General features: G+C 70.5%; 22 protein-coding genes. 8 read left to right on the top strand and 14 right to left on the bottom strand.

The genetic code is table 11. The features are described 5' to 3' along the window. The first annotated feature begins 70 nt into the window (after positions 1 to 70). Entirely contained in the window at positions 71 to 1,708 is a 1,638-nt protein-coding gene (locus tag FHR33_RS11995) for a serine hydrolase (RefSeq protein ID WP_183646117.1), read from the top strand. A gap of 25 nt (positions 1,709 to 1,733) precedes the next feature. Here FHR33_RS11995 and FHR33_RS11990 read toward each other — a convergent pair whose 3' ends face one another. After that, a complete protein-coding gene (locus FHR33_RS11990; RefSeq protein WP_183646115.1) occupies positions 1,734 to 2,711 on the bottom strand; it encodes an endonuclease/exonuclease/phosphatase family protein in 978 nt (325 codons plus the stop codon). A gap of 91 nt (positions 2,712 to 2,802) precedes the next feature. Here FHR33_RS11990 and FHR33_RS11985 point away from each other — a divergent pair, with 91 nt between their 5' ends. Then, on the top strand, positions 2,803 to 3,597 hold the full coding sequence (locus FHR33_RS11985) for an SDR family NAD(P)-dependent oxidoreductase (protein WP_183646113.1): 795 nt from the start codon (positions 2,803 to 2,805) through the stop codon (positions 3,595 to 3,597). Positions 3,598 to 3,655: 58 nt separating this feature from the next. Beyond that, positions 3,656 to 4,174: a DinB family protein gene (locus FHR33_RS11980; protein WP_312895486.1), complete on the top strand. Its 519-nt coding sequence runs from the start codon at positions 3,656 to 3,658 to the stop codon at positions 4,172 to 4,174. 122 nt (positions 4,175 to 4,296) lie between these two features. Here the strand turns inward: FHR33_RS11980 and FHR33_RS11975 are convergent, their stop codons facing one another. Then, complete coding sequence (locus FHR33_RS11975) at positions 4,297 to 4,944, bottom strand: TetR/AcrR family transcriptional regulator (protein WP_183646109.1); 648 nt, start codon at positions 4,942 to 4,944, stop codon at positions 4,297 to 4,299. Between the two features lie 77 nt (positions 4,945 to 5,021). Between FHR33_RS11975 and FHR33_RS11970 the strand changes: the two genes are divergently transcribed. Together FHR33_RS11970 and FHR33_RS11965 are read left to right on the top strand one after the other, a co-directional pair. Then, positions 5,022 to 6,455: a DHA2 family efflux MFS transporter permease subunit gene (locus FHR33_RS11970; protein ID WP_183646107.1), complete on the top strand. Its 1,434-nt coding sequence runs from the start codon at positions 5,022 to 5,024 to the stop codon at positions 6,453 to 6,455. After that, the gene (locus FHR33_RS11965) at positions 6,455 to 7,252 is read left to right on the top strand and encodes an SDR family NAD(P)-dependent oxidoreductase (protein ID WP_183646105.1); all 798 of its coding nucleotides are present in this window, start codon (positions 6,455 to 6,457) and stop codon (positions 7,250 to 7,252) included. The genes FHR33_RS11970 and FHR33_RS11965 overlap by 1 nt, the downstream gene beginning before the upstream one ends. A gap of 108 nt (positions 7,253 to 7,360) precedes the next feature. Here FHR33_RS11965 and FHR33_RS11960 read toward each other — a convergent pair whose 3' ends face one another. The 5 genes from FHR33_RS11960 to FHR33_RS11940 are packed head-to-tail and all read right to left on the bottom strand — an operon-like array spanning position 7,361 to position 10,350. Continuing rightward, on the bottom strand, positions 7,361 to 8,005 hold the full coding sequence (locus FHR33_RS11960) for a 50S ribosomal protein L11 methyltransferase (RefSeq protein ID WP_221241068.1): 645 nt from the start codon (positions 8,003 to 8,005) through the stop codon (positions 7,361 to 7,363). Continuing rightward, complete coding sequence (locus tag FHR33_RS11955) at positions 8,006 to 8,533, bottom strand: DinB family protein (protein ID WP_183646103.1); 528 nt, start codon at positions 8,531 to 8,533, stop codon at positions 8,006 to 8,008. Positions 8,534 to 8,559: 26 nt separating this feature from the next. Continuing rightward, complete coding sequence (locus FHR33_RS11950) at positions 8,560 to 9,180, bottom strand: GNAT family N-acetyltransferase (protein WP_183646101.1); 621 nt, start codon at positions 9,178 to 9,180, stop codon at positions 8,560 to 8,562. Next, positions 9,177 to 9,959 carry a class I SAM-dependent methyltransferase gene (locus FHR33_RS11945; RefSeq protein WP_183646099.1) on the bottom strand — a complete coding sequence of 261 codons (783 nt, stop codon included), beginning with the start codon at positions 9,957 to 9,959 and terminating at the stop codon, positions 9,177 to 9,179. The genes FHR33_RS11950 and FHR33_RS11945 overlap by 4 nt, the downstream gene beginning before the upstream one ends. Beyond that, complete coding sequence (locus tag FHR33_RS11940; RefSeq protein WP_183646097.1) at positions 9,952 to 10,350, bottom strand: MFS transporter; 399 nt, start codon at positions 10,348 to 10,350, stop codon at positions 9,952 to 9,954. Before FHR33_RS11940 ends, FHR33_RS11945 begins: the two co-directional genes overlap by 8 nt. Before the next feature lie 29 nt (positions 10,351 to 10,379). On the opposite strand from FHR33_RS11940, the gene FHR33_RS11935 reads away from it, so the two are divergent. After that, complete coding sequence (locus tag FHR33_RS11935) at positions 10,380 to 10,829, top strand: MerR family transcriptional regulator (RefSeq protein WP_183646096.1); 450 nt, start codon at positions 10,380 to 10,382, stop codon at positions 10,827 to 10,829. Between the two features lie 183 nt (positions 10,830 to 11,012). Here the strand turns inward: FHR33_RS11935 and FHR33_RS11930 are convergent, their stop codons facing one another. The 3 genes from FHR33_RS11930 to FHR33_RS11920 form a co-directional block, all read right to left on the bottom strand. Further along, positions 11,013 to 12,017 carry a zinc-dependent alcohol dehydrogenase family protein gene (locus tag FHR33_RS11930; RefSeq protein ID WP_183646094.1) on the bottom strand — a complete coding sequence of 335 codons (1,005 nt, stop codon included), beginning with the start codon at positions 12,015 to 12,017 and terminating at the stop codon, positions 11,013 to 11,015. Continuing rightward, positions 12,010 to 12,414 carry a nuclear transport factor 2 family protein gene (locus FHR33_RS11925; protein ID WP_221241065.1) on the bottom strand — a complete coding sequence of 135 codons (405 nt, stop codon included), beginning with the start codon at positions 12,412 to 12,414 and terminating at the stop codon, positions 12,010 to 12,012. The genes FHR33_RS11930 and FHR33_RS11925 overlap by 8 nt, the downstream gene beginning before the upstream one ends. Before the next feature lie 191 nt (positions 12,415 to 12,605). After that, a complete protein-coding gene (locus FHR33_RS11920) occupies positions 12,606 to 13,481 on the bottom strand; it encodes an NAD-dependent epimerase/dehydratase family protein (RefSeq protein WP_183646092.1) in 876 nt (291 codons plus the stop codon). A 122-nt stretch (positions 13,482 to 13,603) separates the two neighbouring features. Between FHR33_RS11920 and FHR33_RS11915 the strand changes: the two genes are divergently transcribed. Next, complete coding sequence (locus FHR33_RS11915) at positions 13,604 to 14,155, top strand: MarR family winged helix-turn-helix transcriptional regulator (protein WP_183646090.1); 552 nt, start codon at positions 13,604 to 13,606, stop codon at positions 14,153 to 14,155. A gap of 83 nt (positions 14,156 to 14,238) precedes the next feature. Here the strand turns inward: FHR33_RS11915 and FHR33_RS11910 are convergent, their stop codons facing one another. The 4 genes from FHR33_RS11910 to FHR33_RS11895 form a co-directional block, all read right to left on the bottom strand. Further along, positions 14,239 to 14,439 (bottom strand): ferredoxin, encoded by a 201-nt coding sequence (locus FHR33_RS11910; protein ID WP_312895484.1) that lies wholly within the window; start codon positions 14,437 to 14,439, stop codon positions 14,239 to 14,241. Positions 14,440 to 14,446: 7 nt separating this feature from the next. Beyond that, entirely contained in the window at positions 14,447 to 15,670 is a 1,224-nt protein-coding gene (locus FHR33_RS11905) for a cytochrome P450 (RefSeq protein WP_183646088.1), read from the bottom strand. Between the two features lie 117 nt (positions 15,671 to 15,787). Further along, on the bottom strand, positions 15,788 to 16,852 hold the full coding sequence (locus tag FHR33_RS11900; RefSeq protein WP_221241064.1) for a hypothetical protein: 1,065 nt from the start codon (positions 16,850 to 16,852) through the stop codon (positions 15,788 to 15,790). A 119-nt stretch (positions 16,853 to 16,971) separates the two neighbouring features. Next, positions 16,972 to 17,913: an RNA polymerase sigma-70 factor gene (locus FHR33_RS11895; protein ID WP_183646086.1), complete on the bottom strand. Its 942-nt coding sequence runs from the start codon at positions 17,911 to 17,913 to the stop codon at positions 16,972 to 16,974. A gap of 284 nt (positions 17,914 to 18,197) precedes the next feature. Here FHR33_RS11895 and FHR33_RS11890 point away from each other — a divergent pair, with 284 nt between their 5' ends. After that, a complete protein-coding gene (locus tag FHR33_RS11890; RefSeq protein WP_183646084.1) occupies positions 18,198 to 19,037 on the top strand; it encodes an NAD(P)H-binding protein in 840 nt (279 codons plus the stop codon). The last annotated feature ends 207 nt before the right edge of the window (positions 19,038 to 19,244 follow it).

Raw genomic sequence — 19,244 nt, 5'->3', positions numbered from 1 at the left:
CGGCGGCGCCACGGGGACATGCGCCTCGCCAGCCGTGTGATCTGCGCAAACGCGTCCTAGGCTGGGAAAGATGACACACAGGCGAAGGCGCGCGGGCTGGGCGGCCGCGGGCGTGGCGGCGCTGCTGCTCACCGCGTGCGGCGTGGGTGACGGGCTGATGACGGCCGGCCGGCCCGGAGCGCGGTACGTCGAGACGACCCCCACGCCGGCGCTGTCCGCCGCCCCACCGGCGCAGGCCCCGCCCTCGCTGACCAGGGCCCGGATCGACGGGGCCGTCGCCGCGCTCGACGGCGTCATCCGCGACGCGATGACGAGGACCGGCGTGCCGGGCCTGTCGGTCGCCGTCGTGCACAACGACCGCACGCTGTATCTGAAGGGGTACGGCGTGCGGCGCGTCGGCGACCCGCGGCCCGTCGGCCCCGACACGGTCTTCCAGCTCGCCTCGGTCTCCAAGCCCCTGGCCTCGACCGTGGTCGCGGGGGTCGTGGGCGCCAAGACCGTCACCTGGGACGACCCCGTGGCCGAGCACGACCCCGCCTTCGCGCTCAAGGACCCATGGGTGAGCGGGCACGCCACCCTTGCCGACCTGTTCGCCCACCGCAGCGGACTCCCCGACCACGCCGGCGACCTGCTCGAAGATCTCGGGTACGGCAGGCCGTACATCCTGCGGCACCTGCGTTACGAGCCGCTGACGCCGTTCCGCGCGAGCTACGCCTACACCAACTTCGGCCTCACGGCGGCGGCCGAGGCGGTGGCGAAGGCCCGCGGCGTCACGTGGGAGGAGCTGTCGGCCCAGGTGCTGTACCGGCCCCTGGGCATGAAGTCCACCAGCTCGCTCTTCTCCGCCTACGCCAAGGCGCCCGACAGGGCGGTCCTCCACGTCAAGGCGGACGGCCGCTGGGAGGCCAGGTACACCCGCGACCCCCAGGCGCAGTCCCCCGCGGGCGGCGCGAGCTCCACGGCCCGTGACATGGTCGCGTGGATGCGGCTGCAGCTCGCCGGCGGAAGCTTCGGCGGCAGGACCGTCATCGACCCGGTCGCCCTCGCACAGACGCACCTGCCGAGGATCGTCTCCGTCCCGCCCCGCGCCCCGTTCGGCGGGGCGGGCTTCTACGGGCTCGGCTGGAACGTCAACTACGACGCGCGCGGGAGGCTGCGGCTCAACCATTCGGGCGGGTTCGGCGAGGGCGCGGCCACCACGGTGACGCTGCTGCCGAACGAGGGGCTCGGCATCGTGGTCCTCACCAACGGCGAGCCCGTGGGCGTGCCCGAGACGGTGGCCGAGGCCTTCTTCGACATCGCCCAGCACGGCAGGCAGACCGTCGACTGGCTCCCCCTCGTGGGCAGGATGTTCGCGGCCATGGAGCAGGAGGGGCGATCGAAGATCGACTACTCCAGGCCTCCCTCGGACGGCAGGCGGGCGCACCCCGCCGACGCCTACACGGGAACCTACGACAACCCCTACTACGGGCCGATGCGGGTCACCTCGACCGAGGACGGGGGACTGGTGATGCGGCTGGGCCCCAAGGACATGGCCTTCCCGCTGCGCCACTACGACGGAGACACCTTCAGCTACGTCACGCGCGGGGAGAACGCGGTGGGGCTGTCCGGTGTGCGGTTCACGGTGCGGGAGGAGGCGCGGGCGTCGGCGGTGACCGTCGAACACCTCAACGAGAACAGCCTCGGCACCTTCATCCGCCCCCGCTGAGAGGGCCGGTGCTCCTCCTGCGGCCTCACGGAAGGCGGAGTTCGGCGAAGACGGCGCGGTGGTCGGTGCGGGGGACGTCGCGCACCTCCACCCTGGCCACCCCCACCCGCCGGTCGGCCAGCACGTGGTCGATGGTGATCAACGGAGGCAGCAGCCGCCCGTGCGGCCACGTCGGCGTCAGCCCCTTGCCCACCGCCTCGGCGGCGTCGATGTACCCCTTGCCGAGCAGGTCCCGCATCGCCCTGTGGTCGAGGCTGGCGTTGAAGTCCCCCGCCAGCACGCGCACCACGTCGGGCGAGGGCGCGGGCAGCGCCGCCAGCGACGCGTACCATTCGGCCGCCATCGACCCCAGCGGCGGATTCGGGTGAACGGCCACCACCTGTGCCTTGACGCCCGAGGGCAGCGTCACCGTGGCCGCGGGCATGTTGTGGCCGATCGGCGTGAACAGGCCCTTCAGCTCCGTCAGCGGATGCTTGGCGAACAGGCCGCTGCCCGACGCGCCCCGCTCCGCCTGCAGCACCCTGTGCGGCATGAGGGTGTCCAGCCCCGCCTCGTCGAGGCGCCTGACCGTCTCCGGCCCCAGCTCGAGCGCGCTGAACACGTCAGGATCGAACTCCTTCACCAGCGAGACCACCGCCTGCGCGTCCGCCCTGGAGAACAGGTTGATCGACAGAACCTTCAGCGCGGGCCCCCGTACGGTCAGCGGCTCGGCGAAGGCGCGCGGCAGCACGGTCGCGGCCAGCGCCACGCACGCGGCCAGCGCCAGCACGGCGGCGGGCCTCCTGCGGACGGCCAGGATCACCGTCGTGACCACCCCGGCCGCCAGCGCGTACGGCGTGAGCGTCATCAACTGGGTCGGGAACGATCCATGTTCGAGGCCGAAGACCCTGACGCAGGCCCAGGCGGCGAACGCGGCCGCCGGCAGCCACGACCTCCACCGCCTGCGCCCGCTGCGCGGCGCGGGCCCGCTCGCCCGCTGGACCTTCTCGGCGGCGATGCTCACACGACCCCCTCGCTACGGCTTGTCCCGCCACAGCTTCGGGGACGGAAATGAGAGGCGGATGAACCGCCGCCCCGAGGGCAGAACGAGCCCCATGCACATCGATCTCTCGGGCAGGACCGCCCTGGTCACCGGCTCGACCCAGGGCATCGGGGCGGCGATCGCCACGGGCCTGGCCAGGTCGGGCGCGCACGTCGCGGTCAACGGCAGGAGCAGGTCCTCCGTCGAGGCGGCCGCCGACAAGCTACGCGGCGAGGTGGACGGCGCGCGCGTGACCTCCGTCGCCGCCGACCTGTCGACGGAGGAGGGCGCCGCCAGGGTCGTGGACCTGCTGCCCGAGGTGGACATCCTGGTCAACAACCTCGGCATCTTCGGGACCAGGCCCGCGCTGGAGATCACCGACGAGGAGTGGCGCAGGTACTTCGAGGTGAACGTCCTGGCCGCCGTCAGGCTCACCCGTGCCTACCTGCCGGGCATGACGGCCAGGTCGTGGGGGCGCGTGCAGTACATCGCCAGCGACTCGGCCGTGGTCACGCCCGCCGAGATGATCCATTACGGCGTGTCGAAGACCGCCCTGCTGGCGGTGTCCCGGGGGTTCGCCAAGGAGGCGGCGGGCACGGGGGTCACCGTCAACTCGGTGATCGCCGGGCCGACCCACACGGGCGGGGTGGAGGACTTCGTCTACGAGCTGGTCGACAGGGAACTGCCGTGGGAGGAGGCGCAGCGCGAGTTCATGCGCAGGCACCGCCCCCAGTCGCTGCTGCAGCGGCTGATCGAGCCGGAGGAGATCGCGAACATGGTGGTCTACCTCAGCTCGCCGTACGCGTCGGCGACCACGGGCGGCGCCCTGCGCGTCGACGGCGGCTACGTGGACGCCATCCTGCCGTGAAAGGCATGGCTCCTCCGTCGCGTCCTGGCCTGCTGTGATCATGGTGGAGGATGGGCCCGTGACATGGATCGCCCCGGAGATCGAGCGTGTCGGCGGGTCGAAGACCGGCGACGAGCGCGCCCTGCTGCAGGGCATGCTCGACTGGTATCGCGCGACGCTGCTGCAGAAGTGCGCGGGGCTGACGGGCGAGCAGCTCGCCACGGCCACCGTGCCGCCGTCCAACCTGACCCTGCTCGGGATGGTGCGCCACATGACGAAGGTCGAGCGCACCTGGTTCCGCCGCCGCTTCTCCGGCGAGGCCGTCGAGATGGCCTATTCCACGCCCGAGTGGAAGGACGCCGACTTCGAGGACCTCGACCCGGCCGACGCCGCGCTCGACCACGCCCGCCTGATAGAGGAGTGGAAGCTCGCCGACGCCGCCGTGGCGCGGGCGTCGCTCGACGACACCTTCGTCCACGACGACGGCGAGGAGATCTCCCTGAGGTTGATCTACGTCCACCTGATCGCCGAGTACGCACGCCACAGCGGCCACGCCGACCTGGTCCGCGAACGCCTCGACGGCGTCACGGGGGCCTGACCTCTCCAGGCGGCGACCGCCGGCGGCGCGGGCCGCGGCCGTGCGAGCGAGTCATGCGCCCTCAGAGGCCGCCGGCGAGGCACGAGGGATCGCCCCACGACCAGGACCGAATCCGGCGGCGATCACTCCGCGGGCTGCCGCGCGTGTGCGTTCTCGGCGCCGAAGGCCTGGAGGAAGGTGTGGACGGCGGCGCGGGTCATCTCCCGCAGTTCCGTGTCGTCGAGCTGGCGGGTGCCCATCTGGGAGCGTGACTCCAGCGGGCCGATGAGCAGGGCCAGGAGGTGTTCGGCAGCCTGGTCCGGGTTGGTGGCGTGCAGGCGGCCGGCGAGGATGAGCCGCGCCAGCCGGTCGGCGAGCGCCTGGTTGAGACGGTGTGGACCGCTCTCGACGGCGATGTCGAGGATGTCGGGGAAGTGGGTGAGCTCCGCGTAAAGCAGCCGCCGCAGTGCGCAGGAGCGGTCGTCGGCGTGCAGGCGCACCAGGTGGTGACCGACCTCCTCCAATGTGGTGCGGAGGTCGGCGCCGGGCTCGGTGAGCGGTTTCAGCGCGGCGAGTCGCTGGTCCAGCACGCTCTGGGCCGCGGCCTGGATCGCGTGCCTGAAGAGGGTCGCCTTGTCGGTGAGGTGGTTGTACACCGTGGGTTTGGCCACGCCGGCCTCATCGGCGATCTCCTGTACGCAGGCCTGGGCGTAGCCCTGACGGGCGAACACGGCGAAGGCGCCGTCCAGGATCGCCTGCCGTTTGTCGATGCGTCCGCGTGCGGTAGCCATGCCTTGATTGTACTGGCTGGTTCAACCATATGAACGTTCTAGTTGCTTTGGATTCGTTGGATAACTACTTTGAACCCATGAGTTCAATCCCTTCGGATGACCGGCTCGACCGGCCACTGCTGGCCTTGATCGGCGTCGTCCTGCTCGGCGGCTTGCTGGGCATCCTCAACAGCACGATGGCCGCGGTCGCCACCACGACACTGGCGAGCGCCCTGCACGCCTCGCTCAGCACGGTCGGCTGGGCCTCCACCGGCTTCCTGCTCGCCGTCACCGTCACCATCCCGTTCACCACCTGGGCGGTCGACAGGTACGGCGGACGGCGGCTGTGGCTGGCCGGCCTGGCGGTGTTCGTCGCCGGATCGCTGGCCGCCGGCCTGGCCTGGAACGCCGGCAGCCTGATCGCCTTCCGCACCCTGCAGGGCTTCGGCGCCGGGCTGCTCGACCCGCTGGTGCTGATCCTGCTGGCCCGCGCGGCCGGACCGGCGCGCGCCGGGCGCGTCATGGGTCTGATGGGCGTGGTGCTGTCCCTCGGCCCGGTCTTGGGGCCGATCGCGGGCGGCGCCGTCCTGGGCGGCCTGTCGTGGCGGTGGATGTTCCTGCTCAGCGTGCCCGTCGGCCTGATCGCTTACCTGCTGGCCGTACGCGTGCTGCCCGCAGACTCCCTGTCCGGACGGCACCCTGCGGTCCGGCTGGACGTCCTGGGGCTGGCCCTCCTCGCGCCAGGGTTCGCCGCGCTCGTCCTGGCCCTGTCGCAGACGGCCGAGCACGGGACGTTCGGCGTCTGGCAGGCGCTGCTGCCGCTGGCCGCGGGCCTCGTGCTGATCACCGGCTACGTCCTGCGCTCGCTCGGCGCCCGCCGCACACCGCCGCTGATCGACATGCGGTTGTTCACCAGCAGGGGGTTCACCGCCAGCGTCACCATCATGGGACTGGGCGGGCTGGCCAACTTCGCGACCCTGTTCGCGCTCCCGCTGTACCACCAGCAGGCACACGGCCACGGGGTGCTCACCGCCGGGCTGCTGATGGCACCGGCGGGCCTGGGCGGCGCCATCGCCATGCCGCTCGCGGGCCGGCTGTCGGACCGGATCGGCGCCCGGAGCCTGGCCGCCGGCGGCGCGCTCGTGGCCGGGCTCAGCGCCCTGGCCTTCACCCGGATCGACGCCGACACCAGCCAGGCGTGGCCGGTGGTGGCGGCGCTGGCCATCGGCCTGGGGATGGGCTGCTTCAGCGCGCCGTCGATGGGCTCGCTCTACCGGAGCCTGCCCGGCCCGCTCGTCGCGCAGGGCAGCTCGGTCCTCTACATGCTCAACCAGCTCGGCGCCGCGCTCGGCATCGCCCTGGTCACCCTCATCCTGCAGACCGCCACAGACGTGATCACCGGCTTCCACACCGTGTTCTGGTTCGTCAGCGCGCTCATCGCGGCCGTGCTCGCCGTAACCCCGCTGCTACCCGGCCGCGATCACACTCCTGCCACCCTCTCCGAACCCGTCACCACAGCGAAGGCGTCCTGATGACCAGCACCGCGAAGACCATCGTGATCAGCGGCGGCACCGACGGCATGGGCCGGGCCCTGGCCGCCACCTACCTGGATCGAGGCGACACCGTGGTGGTCATCGGCCGCGACGCGGCCAAGGCGGCCACGCTGCCCGGAGCCCACGTCATCCCCGCTGACCTGAGCCTGGTCAGCGAGAACAGGAGAATCGTCGAGGAGATCAACGCCCGCCACCCCGCCGTGGATGCGCTGGTGCTGTGCGCCCGCTACTTCCGGTCCAGCCGGTTCGTCACCGCCGAGGGCGTCGAGGGCGTCTTCGCCCTGGAGTACCTGAGCCGGTTCATCCTCAGCCACGGCCTGACCGCGCCCGGCGTCATCGTCAACGTCTCCGGGCCCGGCGTCCCCATGGGCCGCATCCACTGGGACGACCTCATGCTCGAACACGGCTACGAAGGGGTGGCCGCCCAGATGCAGGCCGGACGGGCTAACGACCTGCTCGCGGTCGCCTACGCCGCCCGCCGGGCGACCGGCCCCACCCGGTACGTGCTGATCAACCCCGGCCCGGTGGCCACCAGCTTCGCAGGCGAGTACGACCCGCCCACCGCCGCCCATGTCGCCACGCTCAAAAGGCACGGCCGGCCGGTCGGCGAAGGCATCGAACCGATCATCGCCCGCATCGACGCCCCGCCGGCGGCGCCGCTCACCGCGTTCGCGCGCTTCGACCCGATCAACCTGGACGATTCCGCCTTCGACCCCCACGCCGCGACCCGGCTGCACGACCTGACCCACCACCTGCTGGCCTCCTTGGAGAAGTGACCCCGGGCCGCCGACGTGCGGACCGGCCCGGGGGGGTGTCGTCGGTCTCCGTCACCCGATGGTGCGTACCGGCCGCGCATGCGGTCCGGGCTGCCGCCGCACGTCTACTCAACCGTCAGCGCATTCTCGGTGGAGTTCCCAGATGCCCACCTGTCCCAGCAGGTCAGGGACGAGCGCGCGCCATGCAGGGTCGTAGGGCAGTTCTGTCATCGCCACGCATCGCGGTGCCGACCAGCCCGGGAATTCCCGCGTGTCGAACCGTAGGGCAGCCGCGGCGGTGGTCCGTACCCTGCCCGCTCCGGCGTGGCGCAGGACGAGACGGATCGCCGCGAGTCCGTCTGGCCCGCCGCCGTCGTGGAGGTGCCGTTGGTTCTGGGGTACGGCGGGCAACAGGGCGGCTGGGCGCTGGGGAGGATTGACCGCCAGGAGATCGGCCTTCATCGGGCGGAGCCGGCTCCAGTCGGCCTCCCACAAGGTCAACCGAGCACGCGCCCGCGACCCCAGGACCCGTGTGACGTTGCGGGCCGTGTCATGCAGGGCCTTGGGGTCGTAGTCCTGGGCCACGACGTGACGAGCTCCCGCCTGCAGCGCCGCCACGGCCACCAGCCCGGCCCCGCATCCAGCGTCGATCACCGTCAGATCCCCGCAGTCGTCCATGCCGGCGGCCAGGAACGCGGAGAACCGCGATGGCCGGTGTACGCCGTCGCTGGTCTGGAGGGTGCCTCCGATCTCGGCCCACTGTTCGATGTCCACTCAGAGGCCGACCGCGCCGTCGATGCCCTGCCGGAGGAAGTCGGCGTGGCCGTTGTGCCGCGCGTATTCCTCCACCATGTGCACCAGCACCCACCGCAGGGAGATCGTGCCCCGCCAGGAATCCTCACCGGTCACCTCCAGGTTCTCCGCCTCGGCCACGAAACGGTCGGCGAAGTCGACCTCTTCCTGCCATCGGCGCCAAGCCTCGGCGACCATCTCGGCATCGGGTGCGGCGTTGTCGAAGGCCGCGTCCCGGTGATCCTCCGAGGCGAAGTACGGCTCGACCGCCTGCCCAGCCAGGTCACGGCGGAACCAACGGCGCTCGACGTCGGCCAGGTGCCGCACCAGGCCAAGCAGGGACAAGCCGGAGAAGGACACCGGCCGCTGGGCGAGGGCCCGCGGGTCGAGGTCGGCGCACTTCAGCCGCAGCGTCTGCCGGTGCCAGCGCAGGAAGGCGGCGAGCATGGCCTTCTCCTCGCCTCCGGTCGGCACGTGGATCCTGGGGTCGGCCCTCTCCTCGACGAACATTTCGGCAAACATGGGCTTTTGGGGGGTCATTTCACTTCTCCATTGGATTTGGCGAGGCGGCGGTCCAGCATGGCCGTCTTGACGGCCGGCCACTCCGTGGCGATCACCGAGAACATGGCCGAGTCCCGCAACAGGCCTTCCTCGCCCGGTGCCCAGGAGGGCGACCACCTGCGCAACACCCCCTCGAATGTCGCCCCGAGGCGCTCCATCGCCCGGCGGGAGCGCTGGTTGCGTGCGTCGGTCTTCAGGTCGACGCGAGTCACGCCCAGCACCTCGAACGCGTGAGTGAACAGCAGCAGCTTGGCCTCGGCGTTGATGGTGGTGCCCTGCGCGGAAGCGGCCAGCCAGGTCCAGCCGACCTCCACAGCGCGCAGGTCCTGGCGGCCGGGCCAGTAACGCGGATCCCAGAACGCCGTGCATCCCACCGCCTTCCCATCCTGCAGGCGGATCTGCGCGAAGGGGGTCAGCCCCTCGCGAGAGAGCTGGGCCTGCAGGTAGGCCTCCACCTCATCCGCACGGGGAACCAGGGTGAAGGCATAGGAGGACCGGTCCTCTTCTGCGGCCTGCGCCAGCTCGGATGCATGGTCCATGGCGAGCGGCTCCAGCCGTACAGCAGCACCGGACAGCACCGGGACGTCGAGTCTCATGAGATCGGTGACCTTCTGCTCTTCGCTCCCGCCTTGACGGCGGTCAGCAGGCGCATGCCGCGTGGGCCGATCTCGTTGCGTCGCACCGACAGCCCGGCCCCGGCGCATTGCGCGGCGAGCCAGTCGGCGCCGATGCGGAGCTTGGGGTAACTACTGACCTGCTGGCTCCAGGTGTCGCCGGCACGGGTGCACAGCACGTCGTGGACGAGGACGGTGTCGTCGTCGCCATATTCCAGGAAGCAGGTCAGCAGCTGGTCGGCGGTGCCGCGGACCAGGATGAACCGGTCGGCGCCGGCCAGGGGACGGGTGAGGTCGCGGTAGGTGATCACGAGCTGGCCGCCCTTCACCAGGGCGTCGGCGATGTCGCCGAGCAGGGCGGTCACGTCGTCCTTGCTGGGCAGATGGGTCAGCGTGTCGCCCATGCAGACGATGACGTCCGCCGTACCGGGCCGAGCGATGTGCGGCAACACCGTGCGGATGTCGGCCTGGACGGTCCGGATGGCGGGGTCGCCGCCGGCGGTGGCGGTCAGTTCGTCGAGCAGCGCCTTGCTCGTGTCGACCGCCAGCACGGTGGAGAAGCCGAGCCGGGCCAGGGCCAAGCTCTGGTTGCCCGGTCCGCAGCCGAGGTCGACGGCGGTAGCGGCGGCCGCCGTCGAAACGACGCCGACGCTGCGCAGCAGATCCGCCTGCTCCGCGGCGAGGGCGGCCAGATCGCCGCCGAGCATCCAGGTGTAATGCCGGGCGAGCAGCCGGTCGTAGTGGTCAGCGGCTTCAGTCATGGATCTTCCTCACGGTCGCGGTTACGGCCGGACGTTCCCAGTCGTGCGGCGGCCGCAGGACCAGGCCCTGGCCGAGCGCCGCACCCAGTGGCACCCCGAGCATGTTGGCCACGGTCAACGCGGAGGGCGCGGCGGCGATCGAGGAACCGGCCCGCCCGGGACCGGCCGCGGTGGTGACCACGATCAGCGCCGGCGCGGCGATCAACGTGCCGAGCGCATCAGCGGTCACCACCTGTCCCGAAATGGGGACCGGCACCCCCAGATCAGAGCCGATCTCCGGCAGCAGGCCGGCGGTCAGGAACTCAGCGGTGCCGACGACGAAGACGCTCCCACACAGAGCGGCAAGCACCGGAAACGTTCCTCTCATACGGAGGAGGTTAAACTCTGACATCCATGTCAGAGTCAAGTGGAGGCGGCGGCGTGCGTATCGGGGAACTGTCGTGTCGTACCGGGGTTCATGAGCGGCTGCTGCGTTACTACGAGAAGCAGGGCCTCCTGTGGCCGGAACGTGCGGCCAGCGGTTACCGCTCCTATCAGGAATCGGATGTCGACACCGTCCTGCGCATTCGCCGTCTGCTGTCGGCAGGACTCAACACCGAGACCATCGGGCAGGTGCTGCCCTGCATACGGGTCAAGGCCGGGAACCTGGTGCCCGTCTGCCCGGAGATCATCGACGATCTACAACACCAGCGTGAACGCATCACCCGCGCCATCGAGGAGTTGCAGGCCTCGCGTGACCTCCTCGACGCGGTCATCGCCGCCGCGCCCCTCACCGTCTCCTCGTCGGCCGCTCCGCCTCACGATGATCCACCAGGCCGTATCGAGGCCCGCCGGCCGGCGAGCGTCCGGTACAAGACCTCGGCGAACTGATCCCCGGCCCCGTAAGACGATGACTCCGCGTCGCGGTGACCGCGGGCGGTCCGTCTTGCAGTTCGACTGGCCGATCATCGCGACCATGTCCTCAGAGGCCGAAGACGAAGCGTGCGGCGCCGCCACCTCCGCCATGGCCACCGCGAGGCGTTGGGTGGCTGACCCCGGCTGCGGTCACGTACTTCAGAGCCTGATCACGACCTTGCCCAGGGCCTTGCCCGACGCGTAGTAGCGATAGGCGTCGGAGGTTTCGTCGAAGGCGAACACCCGATCGATGACGGGACGAAGCCGGTGATCTTCTATGGCGCGGTTCATCGCGAGGAACTGGGCGCGGCTGCCGACGGCGACGGCGCGCACCGTGGCGCCGGAGGCGAACAGCACCCGGGGGTCGATCGGCGGCGCGGTGTCGGAGACGAAGCCCACGCAGGCGATGTGGCCCGCTATCGCCACTGCCTTGAGTGACTGATCCAGCAGGCCCGTGACGTCGACGATGCGGTCGGCCCCTTGGCCCGCGGTCAGCTCCCTGACCGTGGCCGGCCAGTCGGCGGTGGCCCGGTAGTCGATGGTCGCGTCGGCGCCGAGTTCGGCCAGCCGCTCGGCCTTGGCCGGACTGCTGGTCGTGGCGATCACCCGGGCGCCGAGCGCCTTGGCGAACTGGAGCGCGAACAGCGATACCCCGCCAGATCCCTGCACGAGCAGTGTCTGACCCGGCCGGAGGCCGTCGCCGTCACCGGTCAGGGCGTTCCACGCGGTGACCGCGGCGCAGGGCAGTGTCGCGGCCTCCTCGTAGGAGAGGTGATCGGGAATCGGCACGAGGGCGTCCTCGTCGATCACGGCGAGCTCGGTCAGCATGCCGTCCAGGGAGCCGCCCCGCTGCGGCAGGTGCTGGGCGCCGAACGGGCCGTCCTGCCAGTTCGGGAAGAGCGTGGCCGTCACCCGGTCGCCGACTCGCGCGGTACGGAGACCGGAGCCGATCGCGACGATCTCACCGGATCCGTCCGAGACCGGCACCACGTCCGGCTTCACCGGCAGCACGTAGTCGCCGCGCAGCACCATCAGCTCGCGGTAGCTGAGCGAGACGGCACGCACCGCGACGAGGACCTGCCCGGGACCGGGGACGGGATCGTCGTGCCACCGGATCGCCAGGCCGTCGATTCCGGCGCCGCTGTCGAGGTGATAACTACGCATTCTCGGGCTTCCCCTCGGTGGCCAGGGGAACCTCGCCCGCGGTCTTGCTGTAACCGAGGGCCTCCACGATCACGCCGTCGCGCACCCGCATGAGGTTGACCCCGCTCACCCAGTCGGTGGGACCGTCGCCGAAGCGGTAGTGCCAGCGGATCGTCGCCCGATCGGCGGCGATCACGACCTCCTGAGGCTCGAACTGGGTGGTGCGGTCCTCGACGAGCGTCCGCCACCAGGCCAGGCAGGCCTCGCCACCCTCGACGCGCTCTCCGGTGGGGGCCGGCTGGACCGCCTCCATCACACAGTCCTCGCCGATCAGGTCGACGAGCAGGTCGGGGTCGTGATCGATGAAGGCGCGGTTGAAACGGTCGATGACCTCGGTGGTGGTACGAAACGACATCATGACACCTCATAGATAGAACAGTCGGTCTACTGATCGATTTATATAGACTGGTTGATCTACTGTCAACCGCTGGAAGGCGCCGTGGGGCGGTGCGGGCCGGGACCGGCCGCCAGGGCCGCACGTCCGGCCCGTGGCCGCCGGGCGCTGGTCAAGCGTTGTCGTGGTGCTGATCCGGGGGTGGTGCCGTCGTCCTACCGGTAGGAGCCGTCGACGAGGTCGGCGATCGCGCCGTCGCGCCGGGGACGCCAGCCGAGCTTGTCGCGTGCGGCGTCGCCGCTGACGCTCTGGTCCAGGGCGAGGGCGTCGGCGAACAGGGCGCCGAGCGCCTCACGCGCCTGGTCGAGCGGCCATCCCTGCGGTTGCGCCTGGACACCGGCGGCGCGTCCGGCCGCGGAGGCGAGGTCGTGGACGGCGACCGCGGTCTCGCTCACACCGTGCCAGAGCGACCCTGCGGGCGCCCGCTCCACTGCGGCGACGAACAGGTCGGCGAGGTCGTCGACGTGCACCATGGGCCAGCGCACCGACTCTTCCCCCACGAACCTCGGCGCCGCGTGTTCGCGGGCCAGGTTCACCAGGAGGGCGGGAATGCCGCCACCTCGGCCGTGCACGATGCCCGGGCGGATCACCAGGGCGCGCACACCGCTCGCGGCGGTGTCGAGCACCTGACGCTCGATCGTCGGCCGGTATCCCACGATCGGGATGGGGTTGGCAGGGGTGTTCTCGTCCACGGGGCCGGGCCCGGTGGCTCCCAGCACCCAGACGCCGCTGGTGTAGACGAAAGCTCGCCCGGTGCCGCGCAGTGGATCCGTCAGCGCGGCGATCGCGGCGGCGTCGGTCTCGGCGTCTCCAGTGGGCGTCGCCATGTTGATCACAGCGTCGATGTCGGGGGTCACCGCCCGGGTGAGCGAACGCGGATCGGTCAGGTCGCCGACACGCTGTTCGCGCCCGTTCTGCGGGCGGTCGTCGGTGGCGCGGGTCAGTTCGACGATGTGGTGTCCGGCCTCGTCCAGGTGGTCCGCGACCGCCGAGCCGAGGTAACCGCCGGCACCGATGAGCAAGATCTTCATCAAAGTCTCCTCTCGAAAATTTCGATGTCGAAAACTTAGAGCACGATGTTCACAAGAGTCAAACCCTTCGACGTCTAAGTGTTAGTCTCTGTGCAAAGCCCACGCTCAGGACAGGACCCACGATGACGACCGACGAACCCCACGACGGAGTGGACGTGATCATCAGCCAGTGGCAGAGGGCGCGCCCCGATCTGGACTGCTCACCGATGGAGATCATCGGTCGCCTGTCCCGGGTCTCCCGCCTCCTCGAACGCGCCATCAGGGATCACTTCTCCCTGCACGGCATCGAGCCCTGGGAGTTCGATGTGCTGGCTACCCTGCTGCGCTCCGGGCCGCCCCACGTCCTCAGCGCCGGCGAACTGAGCACGGCGGCGATGGTCAGCTCGGCCGCCCTGACCAACCGCATCGACCAGCTCGAGAAAAAGGGCCTGGTAGACCGCGCCGTCGATCCGGCCCACCGGCGCCGCGTCCTGATCTCCCTCACCGATCAGGGGCTGAGCCTGGTCAACAGGCTCGTCGAGCATCACGTCGCCAACGAGCGGCGGCTCCTGGAGGGCCTGAGCTCCGCCGACCGCGACCAGATCCCGGTGCTCCTGCGCCGCCTGCTCGTCTCCCTCGGCGACACGGGGCCGGACATGGAGGCCGAAGCGCAGCCGAACCAGAACGTACGCTGACGCCGAGCTGGGTACGGCCGAGTCAACGGCGGGCCGAGGCCTCGGTGAGCAGGAGAACACCGGAGTCAGTGGCTTCAGTGGCTTCAGGCGTCCCGCAGGATGGACAGCGCGCGGGACGGGCACAGGGTGACGGCGTGGCGCACCTGTGCGGCGCTCTGGTCGTCAGGGTGGTCGGTCAGCAGGGCCACGATGCCGTCGTCGTCCTGGTCGAAGACGGCCGGTTCGGTCAGGACGCACTGGCCGGAGCCGACACAGAGGCCGGTTTCCGCTTTGATCCGCATCATGTCCTGCTCACCAGGTGACCGGGAGTTCGTGAACGCCGTAGATGACGGCGTCCGCCTTGAACGGCACCTCCTCCATCGGTACGGCGAGCCGCAGGGAGGGGATACGGCGGAACAGTGTGTCGAAGACGATCTGCAGCTCCATCCGGGCCAGGTTCTGGCCGAGGCACTGGTGCGGGCCGAAGCCGAAGGCGAGGTGGTGACGGGCCCCGCGCTCGACATCCAGGTCAGCCGGGTCCTTGAACGCCGCCGGGTCCCAGTTGGCCGACAGCATCGAGACGATGACGCCCTCGCCGGCCTTGATGCTCACCCCGCCGATCTCCACGTCTTCGGTGGCCAGCCGGGAGGTGACCCCGTCGGCGATGGTGAAGTAGCGCAACAGTTCCTCCACGGCCATGGGCGTTCTGCCCGGGTCGGCCTTGACCACGGTCAGTTGCTCCGGGTGGGAGAGCAGCCCGACCACGCCGAGCGAGATCATGTTCGCGGTGGTCTCGTGCCCGGCGGTCAGCAGCAGGAAGGCGAGGCTCACCAGGCCCGCGTGGTCGAGGGTGCCCTCCTGGCGTTGCCGGGCGATCTGCCGGCTGAACAGGTCGTCGCCGGGTTCGGACTCCTTGCGGGTGATCAGGTCGTCGATGTAGGCGCGCAGTTCGGCGAAGGCTCGCCGGCGGTCGTCCATCGAGGTCCGGCTCACCATCATGGTGGTGCGGCTCTGGAAGAAGTCGTGGTCGGTGTAGGGGACGCCGAGCAGTTCGCAGATCACCAGTGAGGGCACCGGCAGGGACAGCGCCTGCACCAGGTCGACCGGGCGCCGGTCGGTGGCGAGCATGTCGTCGATGAAGTGGTCGACGATGTCCTGGATCCGCGGGCGCAGCGCGGCCAGCCGCTTCACGGTGAACTCGCCGATCACCGGACGGCGGGCCGCGGAGTGTTCCGCGCCGTCCATGCCGAGCATCAACGGCGGCTGGCTGCGGAGTTGCTGCAGGGTCGCCGCATCGAGGGTGAAGAGCGGGAAGCCGTCCTTGCGCTTGTCGGAGGAGAAGCGGCCGTCGGCGAGGACGGCACGGGCCTCCTCATGCCCGGACACCCACCACGCCTGGCCGCCGCTGGTCAGGCGGACCTTGTTGATCGGCGCCTGCTCGCGCAGCCGCTCGTAGGCGGCGGGCGGGGCGAACGGGCAGCCACGCTCGACCGGCAGTTCCAGGCCTGCCAGTTCGTCGGCGACGTTCTTCGTCATGAATAACCTCCTGGTAAGAGATCTGGCTGAATTCCTTCGGGGCTGTTCGGGTGGTGAGGCCAGAAGCGGTGCTGTTCAGGTGGCTGTCGCGCCGCCGCTTCGTGGGCGCGATGCGGGTCAGCCTCTCGGGGTTGCGAACGTCGTGGAGGCCGGTGATGACGGCGTCCTCACAAAACCCGCGGCCACGGTGGCGGCACGGCGCGCGCGCAGGCCGCCGGCCAGGCACAGCACGACACCGAGCGTGAGCCAGGTGAGCAGGACGATGACGGAGTGGGTGGCCCCTCGGCCGTCGAAGAACGCGGTGGAGCGCAGCAACTGGCCACCCGCCCCTGGCGGCAACAGCTGGCCGAGGATGCCGGACCAGCCGGGCAGCATTTCGGGTGCGGTCGCCGTACCTGACAGGGGATTGCCGATGAGCATCATGGCGACGGCGCCGAGACCGAAACCCGCCGACCCGAGCAGTGACTCCAGCCCGAGGATGCTCAGGGAGGTGGCCGCGATGGTCAGGGCGACGGCGCCGCTGTTGGCCCAGTACGCGCCGTTGAGCGAGCCGAGCCAGAACTGCAGGATCGCAGCCACGGCCAGGCCGCCGGTGCTGGCGAAGGCGAGCGCTCCAGTGACCCGGCGGGTGGTGCCGCGGACGAGCCTGGTCAGCAACAGCGCGGCGAGCAGACCGGCCATGACCAGGGGAAGGGATCCGGCGGCCAGGCCGGCGCCGCGCGGGTCGTCGGCCGGCAAGGTGACGAGGTCGCGGACGGCGACCGCCGGGCCGGCGCCCTGTGCCTGCGCCTGGCCGAGCGCGGTCGCGACGCTGTTCAGGGTCTGAGCGACCGCTGTGCCGGCGGCGGAGGCCATGATGACCCGCGGGATGCCGGAGCTGACGTCGATCGCCCCGTACACCTCCCGGTCGCGGATCAACCGTTCGGCGGCCGCCGTGTCGGCGACCTCGGTGATCTCGAAGCCGCCCGGCAGGCGTTGGTCGAGAGCGGTGCTGACCTGTTCGACCGCGGCGGCCGGCCCGGCGACGGCGATCGGCACATCGTGCACCGACGAGCGCACCGACGGCCAGGCGAAGGCGGTGAGCAGCACGGAGATGCTCGCTGTGAGCAGGACGACTGCCCTGGCCACCGTCAGCCAGGGTGACGGTGGTGTGTCGGCTGTCAGCGGGGCCTGAACGGCCATGTCCACTCCTCGAATACAACGTTTGCGTGACTGACGTGGTCGTGCCGATGAACCGATGCCTTCGCTCGGGATGCTCCGCGCTGTCGAGATGTCGTGATCATGGCGCGACGGCTGAAGGATCACTTCAGCGTGAGTGGGGTCTCCGACGCGATGCGGGTCAGCTTCCGCGGGTTGCGGACGTAGTAGAGGCCGGTGATGCGGGCGTCCTCGACCCGGACTGCTATGACGCCGTCGATCTCGCCGTTCACGCGGAGGAGGAGTGCCGGGTTGCCGTTGACCACGGTGGGCTCGCTGGTGAGCGCGATTCGGGCCTTGCCGAGGCCGTCGACGATCATGCGGGCCACCTTGTCGGCGCCGGTGATCGGCCGCGGCGCGGCCTGCTTGACGCCGCCGCCGTCGCTCACCAGGACGACCTCAGGGGCGAGCACATCGAGGAGACCCTGCAGGTCCCTGGTTTCGAGCGCGCGCTGGAACGACTCCACCGCCGCCCGGGCCTGGACGGGGGAGACCACCTCGCGAGGCCGCCGAGCATCGACGTGCCGGCGGGCCCGGTGCGCGATCTGGCGGACGGTCGCCGGGGTCTTGCCGACGGCGGCGGCGATCTCGTCGTAGCCGACGTCGAAGACCTCGCGCAGCACGAAGACGGCGCGCTCGGTCGGCGACAGCGTCTCCAGGACGAGCATGAGCGCCATCGACACACTTTCGGCGAGCTCGACGTCCTCGGCCACGTCCGGCGTGGTGAGCAGCGGCTCGGGCAGCCAGGGGCCGACATACGCCTCCTTGCGGCGCTTCATGGTGCGCAGCCGGTCCAGCGCGCGCCGGGTGGTGACCCGGACCAGGTAGGCGCGCTGGTCGTGCACCTGCCCCGCGTCGACCTTGACCCACCGCAACCAGGTTTCCTGCAGGACGTCCTCGGCGTCGGCAGCCGAGCCGAGCATCTCGTAGGCGACGGTGAACAGCAGACTGCGGTGAGCGACGAACGTCTCGGTGGCGGAGTCCATCCGGCCGTCACCGAAGGGCGGCTCGCCCGGGCCGGCCGTCGCCTCGCTGTGCTCGTTCATCGCCTGCTCCTGGGTGTTCTCTTCGCACCTTGCTCTCCACATAAGGCGCCGGCCCGCATCGCCCTGTGACACTCGCGAAGGGTGGCGTATGTCACATGTCCGCACCGTCACAAAGTCCGGGGCGCCGACGCCTCATGGTCGTCAGGGACGCCGCGCGAACGATCCACGCGCCTCGTGGAACTCACCGCTGACCTCGAATCCACCGGACGGCTGATCGAGTGACGCGATCGTCACCGACCGGCCCCCGGCTCAGAGAAACGAAGAAACTGAAGGAGATCCCCACCATGATCCTGGTAACCGGTGCCACCGGAAACGTCGGTTCCCACGTCGTCCGCCAACTCCTGGAGGCAGGTGAGAAGGTCCGCGTCATGACCCGCAACCCCAGCGGCCATGCGTTCCCGGACCAGGTCGAGGTCGTGACCGGCGACCTGACCCAGCCGGAAACCCTGCCTGAGGCGCTGTCCGGCATCGAGCGGGCCTTCCTGTTCCCCGTTCTCCAGGGGCTCGACGGATTCCTCGACGTGGCGAGGCGAGCCGGCCTGCGGCATGTCGTGATGCTGTCCTCGGTGTCCGTCACATGGTCCGAGCCCAGCTGGGTCGGCGACCTGCACCTGCGGCTCGAACGATCCGTCGAAGCGTCCGGGTTGGCGTGGACCTTCGTGCGGCCCGACGCGCTCACGACCAACGACCTGATCTGGGCGCCCCAGATCATCGACGGCGGTGACGTACGCGGGCGGTACGGCGACGCCGCGACGGCCCCGGTCGATCCGCGCGACATCGCCGCGGTCGCCGTCCGCAGCCTCCTCGACGGGCGTGCCGGCGAGGGGTACTCGGTGACCGGACCGCAGTCGCTGACCCCGATCGACCGTCTGCGCGTCATCGCGGAGACCATCGGACGGCCGTTGCGGTGGGAGGAGCAGTCCGAGGCCTGGTTCCGGGACGAGATGGCCCGCCTCGGCATGCCCGCCCAGGGGATCGACGATTACGTCGACGCGCTCACCGCAAGAGTCGGCAAGACCGCGGAGGTCCTGCCGACGGTCGAAAGGGTCACCGGCCGACCGCCCTTCACCTACGCGCAGTGGGTCGCCGACCACGCCGCCGCCTTCGGCGCGGCCTCAGCCTGACGGAAGGCCCTTTCGAGGGCGCTGCCCCCGTCACCGGACGGTACCGGGGCAAGCCGATCACCGGGCAGGCCTTCGTCGAGCAGGACGGCAACCGGCGATAGCTCCGCTGAAAGAACGTCCCCGGGCCCTGAATGGCCGGCTCCGCTCAATCACCACATCACACCGGAAAACCTCCTAGGCGTTCCACGTCGGCGCCTCGACCGGCTC

This window comes from Nonomuraea dietziae (assembly GCF_014195505.1).
Classification (GTDB): domain Bacteria; phylum Actinomycetota; class Actinomycetes; order Streptosporangiales; family Streptosporangiaceae; genus Nonomuraea; species Nonomuraea roseola.
The sequence above is the reverse complement of the archived record's forward strand: the minus strand, read 5'-3'. Positions and strand labels throughout refer to the sequence as shown.